The organism is Vibrio sp. K4 (assembly GCF_051122595.1).
Classification (GTDB): domain Bacteria; phylum Pseudomonadota; class Gammaproteobacteria; order Enterobacterales; family Vibrionaceae; genus Vibrio; species Vibrio owensii.
Genome location: NZ_CP178578.1, coordinates 2,297,056 through 2,318,342 on the forward strand (window position 1 = coordinate 2,297,056; position 21,287 = coordinate 2,318,342).

Genomic DNA, 21,287 nt, shown 5'->3' on the forward strand with positions numbered 1-21,287 from the left:
GGAATGTGAATGAACTTACTAGCAACGTTATTTGGCTTGGTACTTGTGCTTCTGAGCACACCTTCTTTTGCCAGTGCCAATGAGCAAGATTACTTACTCGACACTGGTGACACCATCTCGGTTCAAGTCTACGGTGAAGAAGATCTTTCCATAAAGAACATCCTGATCACTTCAGACGGCTATTTTGATTACCCATACCTTGGACGCATCAAGGCCATCAACAAAACCCCTAAACAACTTAAATACGAAATAGAAACGGGATTAAAAGGCGACTACCTGATTAACCCAAAGGTAATGGTAACCATAAATAGCTTTCGACTTTTCTACGTTAATGGCGAGGTGAGAAAACCTGGCGGATTTGAATATCAACCCGGTTTAACCATAGAGAAAGCTATCGCGCTTGCGGGTGGCTTAACCGATAGAGCCTCTCGCAAAAGCATTAACCTAACCCAACACAACACGGGTAAAACCGTGGAAAGCGTCAGCATGCAGCGCTCTGTAGAACCTGGCGACATTGTATTTATCGATCAGAGCTTCTTCTAATGACAGGCAATTCAATGAACGGAACTCATTCTACTAATCCTTCTTCGAATCACGTCGAGTTGATTCGTTTTGGGCATCACTTTAGAACACTCAAAAAAAACTGGTTGAGCATCCTCGCTTTCACCATCATTTTTTCTTTGACCTGTACTTGGTATATCTACTCTAAGAAGTCGGTATACCAAGCCACGGCAACCCTTCTTATCCAAGAAGAGCAAAAAAGCGCCCTTTCGATAGAAGAAGTTTACGGTGTAGATACGACCAAAAAAGAGTACTTCCAAACTCAAATTGCGATCCTGAAATCAAACCATATCGCAGACAAAGTGATCACACAGCTGAACTTAACCAAGCATCCCGAGTTCACCAGTGCTAGCGGCTTAAAGCAGAAAATAGATGAAGTAAAAGCCATCCCATTTGTACAGGACTTACTTCATGTTGCACCGAATCCAAAGGAAACCTCGCAACACACTAAACCTTATTATCAAGCACTCCAGACCTTCAAGAGAAAACTTGAGATTGAGCCTGTACGCAATACTCAGTTGGTGAGAATTCGTTTCCGCTCGACTGACCCTCAATTAGCGACAACCATCGCAAACGCCGTTGGTCAGGCTTATATCGACGCTAACTTCGAAGCAAAGCTCGTTGTGACACAAAATGCAGCGACTTGGTTAACCAATAACTCACAGAAGCTTGAAGAACGATTAAGAGCTTCTGAACAAGCTTTACAAGACTTCTTGATGCAGGAAGGACTCATCGATATTAATGGCATTGATGATATTTACGCCAATGAACTCGAAGAACTCAACCGTAAATTGAACGCCGCAGTCAATAAACGTATCGAAGCCCAAACGCTGATCGAATTGCTAAAACGTAAGTCATCTCAAGACTTAGATAGCCTATTGTCGATCGACGAATTTGCCAACCAAGCACAGATCCGTGATTTAAAGCTTTCAGAAGCACAAGCGGCCAAAAACGTCTCTGAACTCTCTCAACGATACGGTCCAAAACACGATCGTATGATCCAAGCGAAAGCACAGTTAACTTCGATTCAAGCAAGAACGCAACGACTGATTCGCGAAATTTCCTTTAGTAAACAACAAGACTTACTCGCTGCTAAGTCACAAGAAGATCTATTACGAGCAGAACTAGACAGTAAAAAGTCTGATTTCCAAATGTTGGGCTCACAAAAAGCGCGCTACGAGCAACTCAAGCGCGAAGTGGAATCAAACAAAGACTTGTACGAAGCATTCTTAAACCGCGAAAAAGAGACGAACGCGACCAGCGATTACAAAAACGTTACGGCGCGATTTACCGATCCTGCAATCGTGCCACTCTTCCCTATCGCTCCTCAACGCATGAAGTTAGTCCTGATAGCGACCCTCTTTGGCTTCGCTATCGCGTGCGCGCTTGTGATCATCTTGGAAACATTACGAGAAGTGATTCGCACCTCATCGGATGTACAAGACAAACTTGGCGTCACTTGTCTTGGCACTATTCCAAAGGTGAAAAAACGCAGCTTAAAACAAGGCGGAGTGACCTATTCGGCATACTTAGATCAGGATGAAAAGCTCTTTAGTGAAGCTTGTCGCTCGGTTCGAACCTCACTATTGCTGAGATTAACCAACACGAAACAAAAAGTGTTGCCCTTCACCTCTGCTATACCGGAAGAAGGAAAAACATCCACCAGCATCAATATGGCCGTTTCTTTCTCAACGATGGAGAAGGTGCTACTTATTGATTGCGACTTACGCAGACCATCATTGGCTAAGCGATTCAATCTTCCTGAATCAAACCCGGGGCTGACTAATATCCTCACCATGGATACGCCTTTGAGTGAGTGTATTGTTCGTAGTGACGAAGCGAACTTGGATGTATTGCCAGCAGGCATTATTCCGCCAAACCCGCAAGAGTTATTAGCTTCCGAACGGTTCGAAAAACTTCTTGAATACCTCAAGAGTAAATACGACCGCATCATCATCGACACCCCGCCACTGCTCTCGGTGAGCGATGCGTTAATCCTTGGCCAAAAAGCCAACGGGCTGATTACGGTCATTCGATCTGAATCCACCAAAGCATCACTGGTTAACGTAGCGTTATCCAAACAAATTCAACATTCAATACCATCACTTGGCGTTCTGATCACTCAAGCAAAATCTAAGGAAGGAGAAGCGCTTTATGTCCAAAAATACGCCTACTAATCAAAGTATGCAGTGGTATCAGCTTCTCAAAAGCCAAGCAGAACCTGTACTCATTTATCAAATGGGCAAAGTGGGCTCTAGCGCACTGGAAAAGTCGATCCCAAATTCACTTCACCTGCACGATTTGATGTCGATTGAAGCTGGCAAACAGATTTCACCCGTTCGAGCTCAACTGCATAAACCCATCACTAACCATGTGAAACGCATTTTGAAACGAACCATCATGGTCAATTTGCTTAAGCGTAAACAACAAGTACGTATTATCTCCCTAGTGAGAGAACCAGTGGGCCGAAACATCTCTATGTTCTTTCAATCACTGCCGTTTTGGATGGCGGATAAATACCTGAAAGACGACAGTGCAGTGCGTTCCGAGCGTCCTCAATTGCTTCATGAAGCGTTTGAAGAGCACGTAAACCACCAATATCCGCTCCAGTGGTTTGATAATGAAATCAAAGCACTGACAGGCATCGATGTTTTTGCACAGCCTTTCGATCAAGAGCTTGGTTATCAGACCTATCAAAATCGTAACTTCTCACTCATGGTGATTCGTATCGATAAGCTCGATCAATCACAACAAGCCATTAGTGAATTCCTGCAACAAGAGGTCACCGTCGTTCACGAAAACCAAGCCGACAACAAATGGTATTCGCCATTGATTAAAGAGTTTAAAAGCTCATACCAGCCAAAATCCGAGTTTGTTGAAGAAATGCTTTCGTCAACGCTGACTAGGCATTTCTTTACCGCGCCTGAAATTGAAAAGTTCAAACAAAAGTATCTAGCGGCCAAGTCATGAAAACTAAAATACTTCACATTATCAATGATTTATCTAAGAACGGCGGCGCTCAAAAGTTTCTCGTTGATTTGGTTATGGAGCACACATCTGAGTATGAGATCAAAGTTCTCGTACTCTGTGATGACAACGACTATTTAGAGCAACTCTCTTCCAAGAACATTGAATGCTTTAACTGGCAAACCCTCTCCCTCAAAGAGAAATGGACGCTATTGCGCTGGCCAGATCTCGTGCATGGGCATTTATACCCATCAATCTACCTTGCATTACTCGCTGTGGGTAAAAAGCGAATTCAGACCGAGCATTGCTCATATAATCGCCGTCGTGACTACCCATTATTTAAGTTTATGGAATTCCTGCTGTATCGCGGTCATAACCTTACAGTAAGCATCAGTGAAAAAGTTCAAGAAGAGCTGGTTAAGTTTATGCCGCATTTTGAACATAAATACCGTGTCGTGCATAACGGTGTGGATTTAGCTCGCTTTCCTCTTACGGTAAAATCAGGCAGTCAACTTGTGGGCAAATCGACAATCAACATCGGAATGGTGGGTCGTCTGCATGAACACAAAGACCATGAAACGCTGATTCGCGCCACAGCCCAACTCCCCTCACACTATCATCTCCACTTAGCAGGGGATGGCGCTAAGCGGAGTGAACTCGAATCTCTAAGCCAAGAACTCAATATTACTCAGCGTATTCACTTCCATGGTGTTGTCTCGGACATTCCTGCCTTCTTGTCTGATATGGACGTATACGTTCAGTCTTCACATGTGGAAGGCTTCGGTTTAGCAGCGGTTGAAGCCATGGCAGCCGGTTTACCTGTTCTCTCTTCTGATGTGCCTGGGCTAGATGAAGTCATGGGTAGCGATACTTACCTGTTCAAAGTCGGCCAACCAGACCAACTAGCCGAGAAGCTCACGCAGCTATGTAACACCGCAGAGCTTTACCAACAAGCGAGCGAATATTCAGTGAATCGCGCCAAGCTCTACACTATCGACAAGTTCCGAGATGGATACTATGGCATTTACCAACAACTTTGCGCCAGCAAGTAACCGTATCGCTCTACTGGCGGCGATAACTCTGGCTCTTTTCTTTGTTCCAGTAAAAGTTAGAGCTGGCGGAGTCGCATTAGCACCGTCTGATATTGCGAGTTTGCTGTCATTAGGATTAGCGGCGCTTGTGGTGATTGAAGGTAAGGCGCATAAGCTGTTTCACCCTTGTATCGGCTTCTTGCTGTTGTTTACCAGCTACGTATTTATCAATGGCCTTCTCAACCGTGTCCCCCTACTACCGTTGATTACCGAGACGGTACAGTGGATAGCGATCCTCAGTTTATTAGGTGTGTTGTTCGCCTATGGAGTATTTGATGATGAGCGGGTAATGGTATACCTCACTTATTGTCTTGTGCTGATTTGCTCTCTAGTGGCAGCATGGCACTTTGTGCAAGGTTACCACAGTGGTTTTAAGCTACTTGGCGTAAGTAAGTATGCTTTCGGTGTGCTCTGTTCCCTGCTCTATTTGTATCGTGACCGAATTAGAGCATACCCTTTCTTAATGCTGTTTGCTTTTGCACTTCTTCTACTCTCACAAGAGAGAAAAGCACTACTCGGTTTCTGTTTATTAGTCTTTGTTGATCAATTGGTTATTAAACGGCTGATACGCCAGACTATTAGTGAGACTTATACATGGACAGTGTTAATCGCGAGCGCTTTAATTGTCTTGGCAACCGTCTCTACCACCCTTTATTTTGGCTTTGATCAATTTGCAGACAAGCTTGAAATCACCCAAGAAGACATCCTGTTTGCGAATCAAAGTGAAGCTCGTTGGGTCTCCAATTTACACCGTAAATTGCTGCTAGCAAATGGCTTAGACATCTTACTTCAACACCCTATTTTAGGCGTTGGGGCAAAGATGCTACCTAACTATATGATCAACTACTTCAATTACGATGAGCTCGCGATTTACACCCACAACTTCATTCTCGACACTTCAATCGAATACGGCTTGCTTGGTATCGCTTTGCTGTTTGGTGGTTATTTCTTATTTATGAAGTTTTGTTTCAACACATTGAAAGACAATAGAAAAAGCCTATTACTTTCCATCTATGCACTGATTATGGTGTTTTTCGTTGCCGTTAACACCACCATCATTTTAATACTTTTACTACCCGTCATGATGAGTAAAAAACGGCATCATAGTCTTCAGACAGAACAGCAAAAACAAACTGAACATAACCATCGTTCTGAATTACCGATTCCGCCAATAACAAACAATCAATAAACGCCGCGGAACAACGAATTTATAGTTATCAAGGATAGGATAAATGAAATATTCAATCTCTCGACAATTTGAAAAAAACCGAGAACTTCAAGCCGACAATTTCGTATTGGTTTATCAAATGGGCAAAGTCGGCTCTTCGTCTATTGAGCACACGTTAGGTGAAAGAAAAATACCGAGTTACCACATCCATACCTTTGATGATCATGAAGAATTTCACATGTATCACAATAAAAAGGATGTAAGTAAGTTCTTTGATTTTAAAAATCGCGCCATGTATCGCTTAGTCTTAAACAAACGTAAACGCATCTTACAAAAACGCGAACACATTAAAATCGTTACACTCGTTCGTGATCCTATCGCGACCGTTTTCTCTCGCTTTTTCCAAGACTTACATCTTCAGTTTATTGAAGGTAAGAAAAATGACGCGATTCATCGCGATATGGATGTGACCTACAAACACCTGGAGCATTGCTTCGATAACTACATCAACCTGAATTACTTCGCTAACTGGTTTGATAACGAACTTAAGCGCAACTTCAACATTGATGTGTTACGCCAAGAACTGGATAACACACAACCTTTCTATACGTTTAACAACGATCAAGCGAGCGTTATTCTGATCAAATGTGAGCAACTGAGCTCACTCGATCAAGAGATTGGTGAGTTTCTTCAACTTGATGACTTCATTCTTAAAAACAGTAATGAAGCAAAGAACAAGTGGTATTCCAACATCCACCAGTACTTCAAAGAACACTACGACTTTTCCAAGCTTTTTTACATGTATGACCTCCCTCTTTATCGCCATGTTTACTCAGAACAAGAGCGTGAAGCTTTCAAAAATAAGTGGAAGCAAACACCAGGGACGAAGTCAGCATGAAAAAAGTATTACACATTACCGAAGCCTTTGGGGGCGGGGTTCAAACTGCACTTTATAGCTACGTCCATTCATCACGCTCCGAACCTTTTGAGCACTCATTGCTCGCCCGTGCACGCTCAAATGACATGACGAACGAATCCAGTAATCATGTCTTCCAAAATACGAAATGGGTCGAAGGTGGCTTATTGCAATTTATGAAAGATGCGAATGCATTTATCAGTGAATTAAAGCCAGATATCGTTCATTTGCATTCTAGTAAAGCTGGCTTTTTAGGGCGCTTTCTAAAGATCGGCCATGCCCGTTTGATCTACACACCACATTGTTATGCGTTTGAGCGTGAAGATATCTCCGGTTTTGCTCGCTACGTATATAAGACGTTAGAAAAAGTCCAAATGAACAAGATTGATGTTGTCGCAGGTTGCAGTCAGCGTGAGTGCGATTTGGCTGTCAGCATTGGTGCAAAACGAGCAGAGTTGCTCAATAACTACGTGACCTATGAGAGTAACGAACGACCAAAAAGCGAAACGCTATCCAGCTTAAAACTTGTAGTGCTTGGCCGAGTCGCCCCACAAAAAGATCCGCAATTCCTGCTCGACACGTTAAGTCATATCAAGCAATCCGACCTAACACGCGAGTTCGATATCACTTGGATTGGCGGAGGTGATACTGAACTCGAAGATCAGTTGCGTAGTCATGGGATAACAGTAACAGGGATGATTCCACGTAATGAAGTCGTGAGCTTACTGAAAAACTCAGATTTGTATTTGCACACCGCCGCTTGGGAAGGAATGCCACTCACCATCCTTGAAGCAGCAAAAATGCATTTACCTATGGTGATTCGTTCTATCGGCGCAACGAAAGACCTGAATTATCCGTTCTTAGCACAAAGTCCTCATGACATGGCGAAGCAGTTGACTCATTGCATCAATCATTACCATGAAATTGACTTTCATCCATACACGATTGGGCTCAACGAAGCTTTCAGTGAAGAGAAGCAACGTTTGGCGTTAAACAGCATCTATAACTAAGGTTTTCTATGCTTCAATCCATTAGTCAAAAGCTCCAAAACTTACCGAGTGAAAAGAAGCAGTTCTTCTCACTCGGTGCCGCGACCGGGATAGTAAAAGCCCTCGCCGCTTTCTTCGCTTTCTTACTCACCCTAGTAGTATCAAGATACTCTGACGCCAACACTGCGGGTCAGTTTTTTTATCTGTTTAACCTTGTTTCCTTAGTCGCCATTATTGCTCAATTGGGCTTCAATATTTCTCTAGTTAAGTTCAATGCCATCGCGTTTAAAAACCAGAACAGGAATGAGCAAAGTAATAATTATCGGATTGCTTTGGTACGCAGCCTTTTGTTCAGTTTCCTCGCCTGTGCTCTTATTTACTTGGCGTTTATCACCTTCCCAAGCCAACTCAACACCACTAACGTATCTGATTTCTCCCTTATATTCGCGCTTGCGGCTATTCCTCTCCTCGTGATCGGTCAAACCAACAGTCGAGTACTACAAGCAAGCAAGAGAATGATTTCATCTCTTATCGCACTGCAATTGGGCGTCAGCTTTCTTATGGTGCTGTTGATTGTTGCTGCAAGGCCATCATTGTTGATCACCACAGATACATTGATGACCTTACTCTTAATTGCAGCAGCGATTGTTGCGTTACAGTCGACGCTTCAATGGGTTCGTTCTGGCGAATATCAGCATGGAAAAACGAGTGCAAACAGTGAACTCTCCTATTCAGCCAAACAAGTCTGGATTGGCAGTATCTTCACCAATTTAGTCCAGTGGGGAAGCTTAGTCATTGCGGGTTTCTTCATCTCAACTTCTGAGCTTGGCTTACTTGCCGCAGCACAGAGGACATCATTGCTCATTGGCTTTGTCCTCATCACCATCAACTTTGTTGTCGCGCCAATGTTTGCCTCACTCTACAAAGAGGGCAAGATGGATCGATTACGTAATCTGAGCCGCCTTGCGTGCCGTGCGAATATCGCAGCCGCAACGATTCCGGTGATTGTTTGTGTCTTGTTACCCGAGTTTGTGATGCAGTTATTTGGCAAAGAATTTGTCGCTGCTGCCCCACTCCTTATCGCACTATCTTTAGGGCAATTAATCAACGTGGCAACAGGCTCGGTTGGTTTCCTATTACTCATGAGCGGGCACGAAAAAACGATGAAATACATCACTATCGTGTCTGGTGTTGTTTCTATCTTGCTGCTAATTGCTCTATCTCAATTCTATGGTGTTCTAGGCGCAGCTTGGGCCATTGCGATTGGCTTAGCAATTCAAAATCTAGCCGCGCTGTATTTTGTGAAACGTTACTTAGGCTTCTTTCCTGTGGGGTAAACATGACAAATACGATTGCAAGAGTTAGTTTTATTGGCGTATTGCTACTGACCGTGTCTCTATCTCTTTGGAAGAGCTCAGACATCGACCATAACATGTATCAAAGCATGGAGAACTACGTCGGTGGTTCGAGCACGTTACACTTCACCTTTAGCCTATTGATAGGGTTTCTTGCGGTGTTTAATTTCCCGAAATGGGTGAGGGCAACAAAAGCAGATATGTTTGGCATTCGCCTGCTGATTATTCTGCTGTGTATCGTTTCTCTTGAAGAGTTTAGTCAGCTGTTTATCGAAACTCGCTCATTCAGTTTTGATGACTTAAGCACCAACTGGATAGGTATCATTTTGGGCTATTTCTGTGCAAAACTTATAAAACTCTTTGCTAGTCAGTGATTTTTCCGGCGTACACGCCACTCTAAATCGACAAACTACACGCCTGTCCTCCACAGGCGTTATACTCTCTCTATCCTTTCTCCATTCTGTACAGCGCCTTGATTTTAAAAAGAACACTTTCTCGAATTGCATTCAAATCCGCTATTGCCTTAGTTGCTACGCTCTCGTGCATAACACAAGTACAAGCACAGGAAGACAAACTCACCGTCATCAACAGTTATATCGACGATCTCTTCACATACAACAAAGCCATGGGCAGCTTCACTATTTTGGATAAAGGTAACGTGGTGTTGGACAAACAAACCGGTTACTCAAACCGTAAAGTTGGTTTATTAGCCAGCCGAGGTTATGTTCCCGCAGACAGCTCAAGCCCATACAAAGTGGCATCTATCTCCAAAACCATGACGGCTACCATGGTGATGCAGTTAATTGAAGCAAATAAGCTTAGTTTGAACACCAAACTGAACGACTTCTTTCCTGAGATTAGCAACGCTGAGAACATCAGCATCAGAGATTTGCTCCAACACCGCTCTGGGTTGGTGAACTTTATTGATGAACCCGACTTTCTGAGTTACTACACAAAGCCTCAAACGCAAGCACAAATGATTGCGAGATTGGCAGCGCTGCCCTCTAACTTTCCACCAGGCAGTCAATATGAATACTCAAACGCAAATTACCTTTTGCTAGGCTATATCATTGAAAAAGTCACGGGAAAGAGCTTTGACGAGATACTCCGCGCTCAAATCACGCAACCATTGAACTTAACGCACACTCAGTATTGTCTTGATCTCAAGGCGTGCGATATTCACATTACTTCGTTCTATTACTGGAACAACGCATGGGTGGCAATCACACCACACTGGTCGCCAACCGTAACAGGTGCAGCGGCGAGCATTACGTCAACAACACTCGATGTTTCTCGATTCATTCGAGCACTGTTCCAAGGTGAGTTGCTCCCGAAAGAGGCAGTGCAAATGATGACGATGGAGTATTTTGGTATTTACAGCCCTGAATACTCGCAACTGGAACGCTATGGACACGATGGTCTCTTGGAAGGTTATCGCTCGTCAATGTTGTACTTCCCCAAACAAGATGTTGCGATTGTCATCTCAATCAACGGACTTCATGAAACCTATGACGATATTGTGAGAAATATTATCGGTTTATACTTTGGCGAGAAGGTTGAATTGCCAGATTATGACCGCCCAAACATGACAATGAATGAAGGGCAACTTAAGGCCTTCACTGGAACATACAAAGCCTTGGATGGCAAAAAGGTAGTAGAGGTGTTTATTGATGATGGGGCATTAAAAGCTCAGATGGTAGGTCAACCTTCATTTACTTTCATTCCAATGACGGAAAACGAGTTCGAGAACAAAGCTTTCGGCATCATTTTAACCTTCAGCCCCGTAAAAAATGAACAGGGAAAGACCAATAACGTTAAAGCGAAAAGTGGCAATCATACCGAGACCTACTACCGACTGCGCTCCTCGAAATAGCGACTCAGCGCAGGTTTCCTCGGTTAGCACTTTTTTGGATATTTTTCTTAAAGGGCGAGATATACTCTCGCCCTATTACATTAATATGAGCATCGGTTATGTCTTCACATCCAACTAAAATCACTTTCTTTGAATTCCTAACACCACTTATCACTGCGGGTAAAAAGACGATCACGATTCGTGATGAATCAGAAAGCCACTACGTGCCAAACACTGAAGTGGAAGTGTTCACCCTAGAAACAGACCGCAAGGTGTGTGACATCAAAATCCTATCAGTTGCACCACTGAAATTTGATGACATCAATGAGTTCCACGCAGAACAAGAAGCGATTGAACTGCCAAAACTGAAAGAGCTTATTCGCGAGATCTATCCGAATATCGATGAACTGTATGTGATTGAATACGAACTGATCAAGTAAGAACCACAATTCACTAGACGACTGGTCTAATCGCTTTTATAGTATTGCTCATGAACGCAAAAACGAACGATACACGCCAACACATTCTCGATGTCGGCTACCAATTGGTAGTGACCAAAGGTTTTACGAGCGTTGGGCTCTCAGAACTTTTAAAGGCAGCGGATGTGCCGAAAGGCTCTTTCTACCATTACTTTAAGTCGAAAGAGCAATTTGGTGAGGCATTGATTGAAGATTACTTCTCTCGCTACCTTAAGATGATCACAGCCCACTTTACTGAAAGTGAAGGCTCTGGTTGCGACCGCCTTTTGAGCTATTTCGAACGCTGGATGGCGATTGAAAATGGCCAATGTAACGCCAACAAATGCTTGGTCGTGAAGTTGAGTGCTGAAGTCTCTGATCTTTCAGAAGCAATGCGCGTAAAACTGGCTTTGGGTGCCACTCAAGTAGTGAAAGCCATCAAAGATTGTGTCCAAGCGGGCATTGAAGACAGCTCTATCCAAGTTGAGTCAGCAGAACAAACCGCCCATTTGATTTACCATCAATGGATTGGCGCAAGCTTACTCAACAAACTGTATCAAGATCGTTCCGGTTTAATGCGTAGCTTTGAGAGCACTCAAAGTATGCTAAAAGGCAAATAACGAACCACACTTAATCCGCCTTATCTTTACCCAAAAAGTACGGCGGATTTTTTAGGAATCAAAACTAGACGACTGGTCTAATAATTAATATAGGAACTTACCATGACCCAAACGCTCAACCGTCAAATCGTATTGGCTAACCGTCCAAAAGGTTCGCCAGTCCCAGAGAACTTCCGTTTAGAACAAACTGCCATCCCTACTCCGAGTGAAGGTGAAGTGCTTTTGCGCAGCGTGTATCTGTCTCTTGACCCATATATGCGCGGCCGTATGAATGAAGGCAAATCCTACGCTGATCCTGTAGAGCTAAACGATGTGATGGTTGGCGGGACCGTTTGTCAGGTGTTGGAATCGAAAAACTCTGACTTCCAAACTGGCGAATGGGTGGTAGCTTACACTGGCTGGCAAGATTACGCGCTATCTAACGGCGAAGGTCTGTTTAAATTAGGCAGTGAGCCGACGCATCCTTCTTATGCCCTTGGTGTGCTTGGTATGCCTGGCTTTACCGCTTATGTGGGTTTATTGGAAATTGGTCAGCCTAAAGCTGGCGATACCTTAGTTGTCGCAGCTGCAACTGGTGCGGTGGGCTCTATGGTTGGTCAAATCGGTAAGCTAAAAGGTTGTCGTGTAATCGGTGTCGCAGGCGGTGCAGAGAAGTGTCAGTACGCAAAAGAGACCCTAGGCTTTGATGAATGTCTTGATCACACCGCAGATGACTTTGCAGAGCAACTAGCAGCAACATGCGACAAAGGTATCGATGTCTACTTTGAAAACGTAGGCGGTAAGGTCTTTGACGCGGTATTACCTCTGCTAAATGTCGGCGCTCGCGTGCCACTTTGTGGTTTGATTTCTCAATACAACGCGACAGCGTTACCTGAAGGTCCAGATCGTATGTCGATGCTGATGGGTAACATTCTGGTTAAACGCATCAAGATGCAAGGCTTCATCATTTTTGACCACTACGAGCAAAGCTACACAAACTTCGTCAAAGATGTTAGCCAATGGCTAGCAGAAGGCAAAATCCACTATCGCGAACATCTAGTAGAAGGTTTAGAAAACGCGCCAGAGGCATTCATCGGTCTACTGGAAGGCAAAAACTTCGGCAAGCTTGTTATTCAAACCAATCAACCTGTATAAGAAAGGATTCTTCCATGATTAAACTGCATCATTTAAATCAGTCTCGCTCAAAACGCATCATTTGGTTGTTAGAAGAATTGGGAGTGGACTACGAGATCGTGCCTTACCTTCGTGACAGCGTCACCTTCCTTGCACCACCTGAGCTCAAGAGCATTCACCCACTCGGCAAGTCACCTGTATTGGAAGATGGCGACGAGATCGTTACAGAGTCTGGTGCTATCACTGAATACTTAATTGAAAAGTATGCAGATGGACGTTTTGCACCAGAGCGTGGCAGCAAAGCTTACACGCAGTACATTCAATGGCTGCATTTTGCAGAGAGCTCAGCCATGGTTCCCCTGCTGCTCAAGATGTTTGTTGCTAAAGATGGCGCACAGACCAATTTCCTTGCGGATTACGCCGATGCGGAAACCATGAAAGTCATGGGCTACGTTGATCAAAGCCTAGAAGGGAAAACCTACTTTGTAGAAGAGCGACTAACAGGCGCGGATTTCATGATGTCTTTTGTCGTCGATGTCCTAAACAAGTTTGGCGTCATTGAGCGCTTCCCAAACATCCAACGTTATGGTGCACAGCTCGCGACTCATCCTGCGTTTACTAAAGCAGAAGAACTTGAAGTGAAATTCAGTTAATCGAGTTGAAACCTTCTCAAACCGTTGAGAATTTCTGTCTATTTCGGGAATTTTTGAAATAGACAGAAATCATTCACAACAAGCATGCCTGAATACCATTTATAATCCACACGACAAATAATGCTAATTGACATAAAGCCATTAATTAACAAGCACTTAAAGCATAGGTGATACCTATCACACTGATTGCTAATAACAGTTTTTTTCTTCTCAATTGCAGCGTTATTCTCCTCGCATAACTTTCGGATTCATCCAAAAGACAAGATTTATTATCACTATTGCAAGGAAATTCAAATGAGCAAGAAATTGACTACAGCAGCAGGTTGCCCTGTCGCACATAACCAAAACGTTATGACTGCAGGTCCTCGTGGCCCTCAACTATTACAAGACGTTTGGTTCCTTGAAAAATTGGCACACTTTGACCGCGAAGTGATCCCTGAGCGTCGTATGCACGCAAAAGGTTCTGGTGCTTACGGTACGTTCACAGTAACGCACGACATCACAAAATACACTCGCGCTAAAATCTTCTCTGACATTGGCAAAAAAACAGAACTATTCGCTCGCTTCACTACTGTAGCTGGTGAGCGCGGTGCAGCAGACGCAGAACGCGACATCCGTGGTTTCGCACTAAAATTCTACACTGAAGAAGGTAACTGGGATTTGGTTGGTAACAACACACCAGTATTCTTCCTACGTGACCCACTAAAATTCCCAGACCTAAACCACGCAGTAAAACGCGACCCTCGCACTAACATGCGTAGCTCTACCAACAACTGGGATTTCTGGACATCACTACCAGAAGCATTCCACCAAGTGACTATCGTAATGAGTGACCGTGGTATTCCAGCTTCTTACCGTCATATGCATGGTTTTGGTAGCCACACATTCAGCTTCATCAACGCAGAAAACGAGCGTTACTGGGTGAAATTCCACTTCAAAACTCAGCAAGGCATCAAAAACCTAACTGACCAAGAAGCAGAAGCAATCGTAGGTAAAGACCGCGAAAGCCATCACCGTGACCTTTACGAAGCGATTGAGCGTCAAGACTTCCCTAAATGGAAGATGTACGTACAGATCATGCCTGAGTTAGAAGCGGATGAAGTCAACTTCAACCCATTCGACCTAACACGTGTATGGTCTCAAAAAGACTACCCACTGATCCCAGTTGGTGAGTTCGAACTGAACCGTAACCCAGAAAACTTCTACGCAGAAGTTGAGCAATCAGCGTTCAACCCAGCAGCAGTAGTACCTGGTATCGGCTTCTCTCCAGATAAGATGCTACAAGGTCGTCTGTTCGCTTACGGCGATGCTCAGCGTTACCGTCTAGGTGTGAACCATCATCAAATCCCAGTGAACGCGCCTCGTTGCCCTGTTCACAGTTACCACCGCGATGGCGCAATGCGCGTTGATGGCAACTTTGGTTCAACACTAGGTTACGAGCCAAACTACAAACAAGAATGGGCAGAGCAACCAGATTACTCTGAGCCACCTCTACGCATCAACGGCAACGCTGATCACTACGATCACCGTGTAGACGAAGACTACTTCAGCCAAGCGGGTGACCTATTCCGTCTGATGAGCGAAGAGCAACGTCAAACTCTGTTCGACAACACAGCTCGCGCAATGGACGGTGTGCCAGAGTTCATCCAACAACGCCACGTTCAACACGCATACCAAGCGGACGAAGCGTACGGCAAAGGTCTTGAGATTGCACTAGGCTTAAACAAGTAAGCGAACGCGGTAATCATCACACTGTGTGATTAAAAGACATAAAAAAGGAGGTGCCCTACAGCACCTCCTGATTTCAAATCACTAATCCTTAATCACTAGTCACAAACCATGCTCAAGGAGATTCATTATGATTAACTTAGATTTCTTTAAGCTCTTTGATACCAAAGAACTGTTTATCTATTACTGATTCATCAACTACTGATTTTTAGCGACCGCTTTGATCAGTACTGATGTATCCATGCGACCTAAACCATCTCGTTGAAGGTCTGCGTATTGCTCATCCACTTTCTTAGTCAGTGGAAGCTCTAGACCCACTCGCTCTGCTTCTTGCAGACAGAAACCCAAGTCTTTGCGCATCCAATCAATAGCGAAGCCAAAGTCGAACTTATCTTCCGCCATCGTATTTGCGCGGTTCTCCATCTGCCATGAACCTGCAGCGCCGTGCTTCAACGTTTCTACAACTTGAGCGATGTCCAAGCCTGACTTTTGTGCCAGCAGCAAAGCTTCACTCAGACCTTGTAAAACGCCACCAATACAGATTTGGTTTACCATCTTACAACGTTGACCCTGACCGTTTTCACCCAGTAGCGTCATCTGCTTCGCGTACACATCCATCGCTGGAGAGACACGTTCAAAAATGCTTTGTTCACCACCACACATGATGGTTAGAACACCATTTTCTGCGCCCGCTTGACCACCAGAAACTGGCGCATCAATGAAGTGATTGCCGTACTTAACACACGCTTCAGCCAGCTCAACCGCTAGGTCTGCAGAAGTCGTTGTGTGGTCCACTAGCACTGCATCCGCTTTCAAGCCAACCAGAATGCCTTCTTCACCGTAAACAACGCTACGAACGTCATCATCATTACCCACACAGGTAAAAACGATGTCACAGCCTTCTGCCGCTTCACGTGGTGTTTCACAAGCCACACCTTGGTATTCTTCAGCCCACTTATCGGCTTTGGCTTTTGTGCGGTTGTATACTTTGGTTTCAAAGCCCGCTTTACTTAGGTAACCAGCCATTGGGTATCCCATCACACCCAGACCAATAAATGCTACTCTTAGTTTTTCCATTGCAAGCCTCCTTGAATTCGAAATAAGTGACGTTTTGAAACTATTACTATTTGAAACAGTTAATATTTGAAACATGTTACTAAAGATTTCAGAACATTACTTGCAATAATTTCGTCTTAAATAAGCGCAACAAACTCAATTAAAGGCGAAGCCACCAAAAGTGATAATAAAAGCGTCACCATTGACGGAATCGCATCTTTCCAAGTATCAAAACGAAAATGGAAAAGCATCGCACCAACGGAGGTGAAAACAATAAAACTTGCACCTATCGCACTTAACAAGTTGTTCGTCGATAACAAGCCAATTAACATCAAAATTGCACCCGTTACCTCAACCAGTCCAACCAAAAACATAGCGGCACGGTTCAATCCATATTTATGAAAGAAAGCGAGCTGCGGCTCAAAAATCGGCTTCACCCAACCGATGATTTTGATGGAACTGGCAAACAAGAAAAACGCGATTAACAACCCTTGAATCAACACCATAATTTTAACTCCCGAACAGATAATGGAAATATTAAAGCATTCCACTTAAAACTTAAGGAGAGTAGTATTTAGCTACTTATCATTCCAAACAGGAATGCGTCATGGATAAATTTGATTGTTTGAAAGTCTTTTCTCGTGTCGCTCAGTTAAGTTCATTTACTGCCGCGGCTAACGAACTCAATACCACTCAGAGTGCGGTAAGCAAGAAGATCGCTTGGCTTGAGAGTGAAGTCGGCATCACCTTGTTTCATCGTCATGCTCGCGCTATCAGCTTAACTTCTGGTGGAAAGCAATATCTCGAATTGGCGCAGACACTCACAGAACAAATGGATTCCTTCGAATCGCAGCTTAGACAAGAGCAAGCGTCGGTCTCTGGCGAGCTCAAGCTTTCAGTGCCGAGTGCGTTTAGCGTTCGCTTGTTATCTGCGCCACTGAATGAGTTTCTCAACCAACATCCGGAGCTCAGTGTTGATGTGTCAGTTTCGGACAAGTTTGTCGATTTAGTTGAAGGCAATGTTGATATCGCGATTCGTGCCGCCTATCTAAAAGACTCGGGTTTAAAAGCGCGTTGGTTGATGGATAACGAATTGGTTTACTTCGCGTCTCCCAGCTACCTCGACAAGAACAAACCTATCCATACCGCCAACGATTTGAGCAAACATCTTTGCTTAACCTACTCACTCTCCAATCCGTCTAACCTGTGGCGTTTTAGCGATGGTGATGAAGCCATTAAAGTCAAAGTGAAAGAGCAGGTTCGAAGTGATAGTCCTGAGATGCTGGTGCAAATGGCAAAGCTTGGGCAAGGCATCGCTGCAATGCCAAAATGGATGGTAGAACAAGAGCTTAATAACGGTGAGTTGATTCAAGTACTAACGCAATATCAATCAGTTAAGCTACCAATGTACATGGTTTACAAAGATAGTGAGTACCAACCTCAGCGCATTCGCACTTTCATTGATTTCTTGGTTAAGCACTTTTCTAAGGGATAAAAAAAGCTCCATCAAAAATGATGGAGCTAACTAGCAGATAGCCTTAGTTAGGGGGCTACATACTTAAGGGATTCTTTTCGCCTGCAACAGTGCTGCGGCATTGAGCATCGCGTCTTTAGTGCTGACATCCAACACCTTCATTTTTCTAAATCGCTCCGGCTCTTTGATGGCCACATCGTGAGCAAAGATTACAAACCTCGCCTTGGCGATATCTTTGTCGGTGATTCGGTTAATGATGCCGTTCGCACCTTGCGTTTCGACCTTGATCTTAATGCCTAACGCACAGGCGGCTTTCTCTAATGACTTCGCTGCTAAGAAGGTATGTGCCACACCTGATGGACAAGATGTCACGGCAAGAATATCTGCCTCACCCTCACCTTGCACAGACGTATAAGCTTGAGATTGACCAACCGGACTGTCGTCTTCTGTGACCGTCTTCTTAAGCGCAATAACAATCAATGCTGTGGTAAACGAGCCTGCGATTGTGCCAACTATGTAGCCAATCTTGCCATCCACAACAGGCAGTACAATCCAGCCGCCCCACGGAGCGTGGTTAATGACATGGAACATAAAACCAATCACGTTACCGACAATGCCACCAGCGACAATCGCAGGCAGGACGCGAGCTGGGTCTCCGGCAGCAAACGGAATCGCCCCTTCGCTGATGCCAATCATACCCATGATGCCCGCCGCTTTACCGGCCTCACGCTCATCACGTTTAAATTTACTTGGCGATAGGAAAGTCGCTAACGCCATGCCCAGAGGCGGGGTACAGATCGCAATACCGACACCACCCATCAACCACGGCTGAGTATTCACCTGTGTCTGAGCAAACAAGGTCGCCACTTTGTTGATGGGGCCGCCCATGTCAAACGCAGTCATTGCACCCAGTACAGTGCCCAACATCACTTTGCCAGAGCCCGCCATACCCGTGAGCACATCGTTCATGGTCGTCATTGCGCTGGCGATAGGTGAACCAATCACCCACATCACTGCGCCACAGGTGACAAACGTACCAACCAGTGGGTAGATAAAGATCGAGCCGAGCGAACTCATGCTGTCCGGCAATTGAATCTTCTTCAGCAGCCAAACCACAAAGCCGGCGAAAAATCCGACCACAATCGCGCCCAAGAAGCCGGTGTTGTAGTGACTAACCGCAATCCATGAGCCAATCATACCCGGAGCCAGACCCGGCTTATCCGCAATCGAATAGGCAATGTAACCACCCAATACCGCGGTAAACAGCGTCAAACCTGCGATACCCATCTCAGCGATATCTGCCAAAATACCTTCTTCCGGAACACCACCATGGCCTGAAATCATCACAGACAAAGACAACAATACGCCGCCCGCGACAATAAACGGAATCATATGAGAGGTGCCAAACAGCAAGTGCTCTTTCATTCTTCCGAGCTTCTGCGCCCAAGGGCTGAGTGGCTCAGACGCAAACTCTAAAGGATCGATACCAGAGTCATTCGTGTTCGATTGAATATCGGTAAGTAGCTCGCGCGCTTCCTCCACTGACTCCGCCGCTTTTAACTTATTGACGAAACCATCTTCAATGATTTTGGTGGAAATTTGTGCCAAGACTTCGATGTGGTGGTGGTCATCCCCATCCGGAGAAGCCAGCATAAAAAATACGTCAGACAGTTCGCCGTCATCGGCACCGTAATCAATCCCTTTTCGGCTGATGCCTACTGCGACCGCGGGTTTAGCGACCGCATTACTTTTGGCGTGAGGAATGGCAATACCCTCGTCAAAGCCGGTATTGCCAATCTCTTCTCGTTTCCAAATGTCCGCCAAGAACTGACTTTTGCTAGTGAGCTTGCCCGCCGCGTCCAACAATTCGACGAGCTCTTTGAGCGCTTCATCTTTGGTTTGAGCCTGCAAATCCAAGCAAATGGTTTCCGGCTCAATAAGGTTTAATATGTCCATTGTTTGTACCTTGCAATGTTCACGCTCGTGAGTCATGAGTTATTTGTTCCATCTATGACTGTGTACAGAGTAACCAACACTTTCTGTTTTCAATACAGGATAAAAAGTGCATTAACTGGATTAATGTAACATGAGATTTAAACTGTGATAGAGCTCTTGCGATTATCTGCTTTAAATCCATCCTTTCGTCGACCACTATGCTAAAATCCACAAAAAATAAAATGGATAGAACATGAAAATCGTAGCGGTGACAGCGTGCCCTACAGGCATCGCTCATACTTATATGGCGGCAGATGCTCTAATGAAAGCTGCGCCTAAGCATAACGTACAAATTAAGGTCGAGACGCAAGGTGCGATGGGTATTGAGAATCAGCTCACTCCCCACGACATTGCACAGGCGGATCGTGTCTTAATTGTGTCCGATATTGAGATTGAACAACCAGCCCGCTTTGAAGGCACCAACAAAGTCCAAATCCCAATTGAAGATGTGTTACTCAATGTCGATAAAGTGTTCCTCGTGCACTGTCGATGATACGCTGTGCTGATGAACGAATACCAAATCACCTTTTTTGTCGACGATATTAATGCCAGTGCTCACGTAGCGCAGCCCCTCAATCGCGTCGCCAAAAAGTTCAAAAGCACGATACACATCATCAACATAACCCAAAACCGCATCGCTGAACTCACCAAGTCAGTCGCGGTTTTACAGGTCGGCTTGCAGCAAGGCGACCTGTGCCAAATCACTGCCATCGGTATTGATGCCGAGCTTGCCTGTTTCGTTATCAAAGACATCATTGCTGAAAACTTTACCGTTGTGGGTTCCCACATTAATTACGAGTTCTCAAGCCAACTTGCAGAGCGACTTCCCCAGATTTGCCCACCGTGTGAAATCCAATGGCATTACGCCAAAGCGCACACCGAGCTCACGAAATTTGAGTGCTTGAAAGGGCTAGCTCAGCTTATTCATCCGATTCACCCAGACGAACTCATTCTCGCCTTTATCAAACGCGAAGAACGATCTTCAACCGCAGTAACACCAGGCATTGCCCTGCCCCATGTCATGTTCGAAGGTGTAGACCACATTTCTGTTGCAGTTATCGCGAACGAGATTCCGATGGATTGGGCATCCAAAATGGGTGAGGTGCATCTTGCTATAGCATTAGTAATGCCAGCGAAGCCCACACGCGAGCACATCATCGCGGCAACCAACTTAACTCGTAACCTGCTGACCGACCAAATGGCTGAACGTTTACTGCTAACAAAAAGCAGCGTCGACTTGCAGGCGCTTCTGATGTACGCCATGTCGAGGCTGCTCGCTTAATCTTTACTT

The 21,287-nt window shown here is 44.8% G+C and carries 21 protein-coding genes; 18 read left to right on the forward strand and 3 right to left on the reverse strand.

Annotated elements, in window-relative coordinates; all coding sequences use genetic code 11:
* Positions 1-9 precede the first annotated feature (9 nt).
* The 15 genes from ACLIIY_RS27815 (at position 10) to ACLIIY_RS27885 (ending at position 15,474) form a co-directional block, all read left to right on the forward strand.
* Positions 10-543 (forward strand): polysaccharide biosynthesis/export family protein, encoded by a 534-nt coding sequence (locus tag ACLIIY_RS27815; protein WP_005441171.1) that lies wholly within the window; start codon positions 10-12, stop codon positions 541-543.
* Positions 543-2,738 (forward strand): GumC family protein, encoded by a 2,196-nt coding sequence (locus ACLIIY_RS27820; protein WP_434528952.1) that lies wholly within the window; start codon positions 543-545, stop codon positions 2,736-2,738. The genes ACLIIY_RS27815 and ACLIIY_RS27820 overlap by 1 nt, the downstream gene beginning before the upstream one ends.
* Positions 2,716-3,531 (forward strand): putative capsular polysaccharide synthesis family protein, encoded by an 816-nt coding sequence (locus tag ACLIIY_RS27825; protein ID WP_434528953.1) that lies wholly within the window; start codon positions 2,716-2,718, stop codon positions 3,529-3,531. Before ACLIIY_RS27820 ends, ACLIIY_RS27825 begins: the two co-directional genes overlap by 23 nt.
* Positions 3,528-4,580 (forward strand): glycosyltransferase, encoded by a 1,053-nt coding sequence (locus tag ACLIIY_RS27830; RefSeq protein ID WP_434528954.1) that lies wholly within the window; start codon positions 3,528-3,530, stop codon positions 4,578-4,580. Before ACLIIY_RS27825 ends, ACLIIY_RS27830 begins: the two co-directional genes overlap by 4 nt.
* Positions 4,546-5,808 carry an O-antigen ligase family protein gene (locus tag ACLIIY_RS27835; protein ID WP_434528955.1) on the forward strand — a complete coding sequence of 421 codons (1,263 nt, stop codon included), beginning with the start codon at positions 4,546-4,548 and terminating at the stop codon, positions 5,806-5,808. Before ACLIIY_RS27830 ends, ACLIIY_RS27835 begins: the two co-directional genes overlap by 35 nt.
* Before the next feature lie 43 nt (positions 5,809-5,851).
* Positions 5,852-6,685, forward strand: coding sequence for a putative capsular polysaccharide synthesis family protein (locus ACLIIY_RS27840; RefSeq protein WP_009704868.1), 834 nt, complete (start codon positions 5,852-5,854; stop codon positions 6,683-6,685).
* Positions 6,682-7,713, forward strand: coding sequence for a glycosyltransferase (locus tag ACLIIY_RS27845; RefSeq protein ID WP_434528956.1), 1,032 nt, complete (start codon positions 6,682-6,684; stop codon positions 7,711-7,713). Before ACLIIY_RS27840 ends, ACLIIY_RS27845 begins: the two co-directional genes overlap by 4 nt.
* Positions 7,714-7,721: 8 nt before the next feature.
* Positions 7,722-9,029, forward strand: coding sequence for an oligosaccharide flippase family protein (locus ACLIIY_RS27850; RefSeq protein WP_434528957.1), 1,308 nt, complete (start codon positions 7,722-7,724; stop codon positions 9,027-9,029).
* Between the two features lie 2 nt (positions 9,030-9,031).
* Positions 9,032-9,421 carry a VanZ family protein gene (locus tag ACLIIY_RS27855; protein ID WP_434528958.1) on the forward strand — a complete coding sequence of 130 codons (390 nt, stop codon included), beginning with the start codon at positions 9,032-9,034 and terminating at the stop codon, positions 9,419-9,421.
* Positions 9,422-9,519: 98 nt separating this feature from the next.
* Positions 9,520-10,920: a serine hydrolase domain-containing protein gene (locus tag ACLIIY_RS27860; protein WP_434528959.1), complete on the forward strand. Its 1,401-nt coding sequence runs from the start codon at positions 9,520-9,522 to the stop codon at positions 10,918-10,920.
* Positions 10,921-11,018: 98 nt separating this feature from the next.
* Positions 11,019-11,339: a N(4)-acetylcytidine aminohydrolase gene (gene yqfB, locus ACLIIY_RS27865; RefSeq protein ID WP_005432046.1), complete on the forward strand. Its 321-nt coding sequence runs from the start codon at positions 11,019-11,021 to the stop codon at positions 11,337-11,339.
* A gap of 50 nt (positions 11,340-11,389) precedes the next feature.
* Complete coding sequence (locus tag ACLIIY_RS27870) at positions 11,390-11,977, forward strand: TetR/AcrR family transcriptional regulator (protein ID WP_434528960.1); 588 nt, start codon at positions 11,390-11,392, stop codon at positions 11,975-11,977.
* A gap of 102 nt (positions 11,978-12,079) precedes the next feature.
* A complete protein-coding gene (locus ACLIIY_RS27875) occupies positions 12,080-13,111 on the forward strand; it encodes an NADP-dependent oxidoreductase (RefSeq protein ID WP_434528961.1) in 1,032 nt (343 codons plus the stop codon).
* Between the two features lie 14 nt (positions 13,112-13,125).
* Positions 13,126-13,743 carry a glutathione S-transferase family protein gene (locus ACLIIY_RS27880; RefSeq protein WP_038893477.1) on the forward strand — a complete coding sequence of 206 codons (618 nt, stop codon included), beginning with the start codon at positions 13,126-13,128 and terminating at the stop codon, positions 13,741-13,743.
* Positions 13,744-14,037: 294 nt separating this feature from the next.
* Complete coding sequence (locus ACLIIY_RS27885; RefSeq protein ID WP_009704876.1) at positions 14,038-15,474, forward strand: catalase; 1,437 nt, start codon at positions 14,038-14,040, stop codon at positions 15,472-15,474.
* A gap of 195 nt (positions 15,475-15,669) precedes the next feature.
* Here ACLIIY_RS27885 and ACLIIY_RS27890 read toward each other — a convergent pair whose 3' ends face one another.
* Entirely contained in the window at positions 15,670-16,548 is an 879-nt protein-coding gene (locus ACLIIY_RS27890) for an NAD(P)-dependent oxidoreductase (protein ID WP_152164123.1), read from the reverse strand.
* A 116-nt stretch (positions 16,549-16,664) separates the two neighbouring features.
* On the reverse strand, positions 16,665-17,033 hold the full coding sequence (locus ACLIIY_RS27895) for a DoxX family protein (RefSeq protein ID WP_434529533.1): 369 nt from the start codon (positions 17,031-17,033) through the stop codon (positions 16,665-16,667).
* A gap of 101 nt (positions 17,034-17,134) precedes the next feature.
* Between ACLIIY_RS27895 and ACLIIY_RS27900 the strand changes: the two genes are divergently transcribed.
* On the forward strand, positions 17,135-18,022 hold the full coding sequence (locus ACLIIY_RS27900; RefSeq protein WP_434528962.1) for a LysR family transcriptional regulator: 888 nt from the start codon (positions 17,135-17,137) through the stop codon (positions 18,020-18,022).
* 63 nt (positions 18,023-18,085) lie between these two features.
* Here the strand turns inward: ACLIIY_RS27900 and ACLIIY_RS27905 are convergent, their stop codons facing one another.
* Positions 18,086-19,957: a fructose-specific PTS transporter subunit EIIC gene (locus ACLIIY_RS27905; RefSeq protein ID WP_038870415.1), complete on the reverse strand. Its 1,872-nt coding sequence runs from the start codon at positions 19,955-19,957 to the stop codon at positions 18,086-18,088.
* 232 nt (positions 19,958-20,189) lie between these two features.
* Here ACLIIY_RS27905 and ACLIIY_RS27910 point away from each other — a divergent pair, with 232 nt between their 5' ends.
* Entirely contained in the window at positions 20,190-20,489 is a 300-nt protein-coding gene (locus ACLIIY_RS27910) for a PTS fructose transporter subunit IIB (RefSeq protein ID WP_005441202.1), read from the forward strand.
* Between the two features lie 12 nt (positions 20,490-20,501).
* The gene (locus tag ACLIIY_RS27915) at positions 20,502-21,278 is read left to right on the forward strand and encodes a PTS sugar transporter subunit IIA (RefSeq protein WP_005432062.1); all 777 of its coding nucleotides are present in this window, start codon (positions 20,502-20,504) and stop codon (positions 21,276-21,278) included.
* The last annotated feature ends 9 nt before the right edge of the window (positions 21,279-21,287 follow it).

What these genes read in the sequence shown, in the direction of transcription:
- ACLIIY_RS27840 (WP_009704868.1), top strand. Translation starts at nt 5,852, where the DNA reads ATGAAATATTCAATCTCTCGACAATTTGAAAAAAACCGAGAACTTCAA.
- ACLIIY_RS27855 (WP_434528958.1), top strand. Translation starts at nt 9,032, where the DNA reads ATGACAAATACGATTGCAAGAGTTAGTTTTATTGGCGTATTGCTACTG.
- ACLIIY_RS27835 (WP_434528955.1), top strand. Translation starts at nt 4,546, where the DNA reads ATGGCATTTACCAACAACTTTGCGCCAGCAAGTAACCGTATCGCTCTA.
- ACLIIY_RS27830 (WP_434528954.1), top strand. Translation starts at nt 3,528, where the DNA reads ATGAAAACTAAAATACTTCACATTATCAATGATTTATCTAAGAACGGC.
- ACLIIY_RS27850 (WP_434528957.1), top strand. Translation starts at nt 7,722, where the DNA reads ATGCTTCAATCCATTAGTCAAAAGCTCCAAAACTTACCGAGTGAAAAG.
- ACLIIY_RS27910 (WP_005441202.1), top strand. Translation starts at nt 20,190, where the DNA reads ATGAAAATCGTAGCGGTGACAGCGTGCCCTACAGGCATCGCTCATACT.
- ACLIIY_RS27880 (WP_038893477.1), top strand. Translation starts at nt 13,126, where the DNA reads ATGATTAAACTGCATCATTTAAATCAGTCTCGCTCAAAACGCATCATT.
- ACLIIY_RS27815 (WP_005441171.1), top strand. Translation starts at nt 10, where the DNA reads ATGAACTTACTAGCAACGTTATTTGGCTTGGTACTTGTGCTTCTGAGC.
- yqfB (WP_005432046.1), top strand. Translation starts at nt 11,019, where the DNA reads ATGTCTTCACATCCAACTAAAATCACTTTCTTTGAATTCCTAACACCA.
- ACLIIY_RS27885 (WP_009704876.1), top strand. Translation starts at nt 14,038, where the DNA reads ATGAGCAAGAAATTGACTACAGCAGCAGGTTGCCCTGTCGCACATAAC.
- ACLIIY_RS27820 (WP_434528952.1), top strand. Translation starts at nt 543, where the DNA reads ATGACAGGCAATTCAATGAACGGAACTCATTCTACTAATCCTTCTTCG.
- ACLIIY_RS27875 (WP_434528961.1), top strand. Translation starts at nt 12,080, where the DNA reads ATGACCCAAACGCTCAACCGTCAAATCGTATTGGCTAACCGTCCAAAA.
- ACLIIY_RS27870 (WP_434528960.1), top strand. Translation starts at nt 11,390, where the DNA reads ATGAACGCAAAAACGAACGATACACGCCAACACATTCTCGATGTCGGC.
- ACLIIY_RS27905 (WP_038870415.1), bottom strand. Translation starts at nt 19,957, where the DNA reads ATGGACATATTAAACCTTATTGAGCCGGAAACCATTTGCTTGGATTTG.
- ACLIIY_RS27900 (WP_434528962.1), top strand. Translation starts at nt 17,135, where the DNA reads ATGGATAAATTTGATTGTTTGAAAGTCTTTTCTCGTGTCGCTCAGTTA.
- ACLIIY_RS27890 (WP_152164123.1), bottom strand. Translation starts at nt 16,548, where the DNA reads ATGGAAAAACTAAGAGTAGCATTTATTGGTCTGGGTGTGATGGGATAC.
- ACLIIY_RS27915 (WP_005432062.1), top strand. Translation starts at nt 20,502, where the DNA reads ATGAACGAATACCAAATCACCTTTTTTGTCGACGATATTAATGCCAGT.
- ACLIIY_RS27825 (WP_434528953.1), top strand. Translation starts at nt 2,716, where the DNA reads ATGTCCAAAAATACGCCTACTAATCAAAGTATGCAGTGGTATCAGCTT.
- ACLIIY_RS27845 (WP_434528956.1), top strand. Translation starts at nt 6,682, where the DNA reads ATGAAAAAAGTATTACACATTACCGAAGCCTTTGGGGGCGGGGTTCAA.
- ACLIIY_RS27895 (WP_434529533.1), bottom strand. Translation starts at nt 17,033, where the DNA reads ATGGTGTTGATTCAAGGGTTGTTAATCGCGTTTTTCTTGTTTGCCAGT.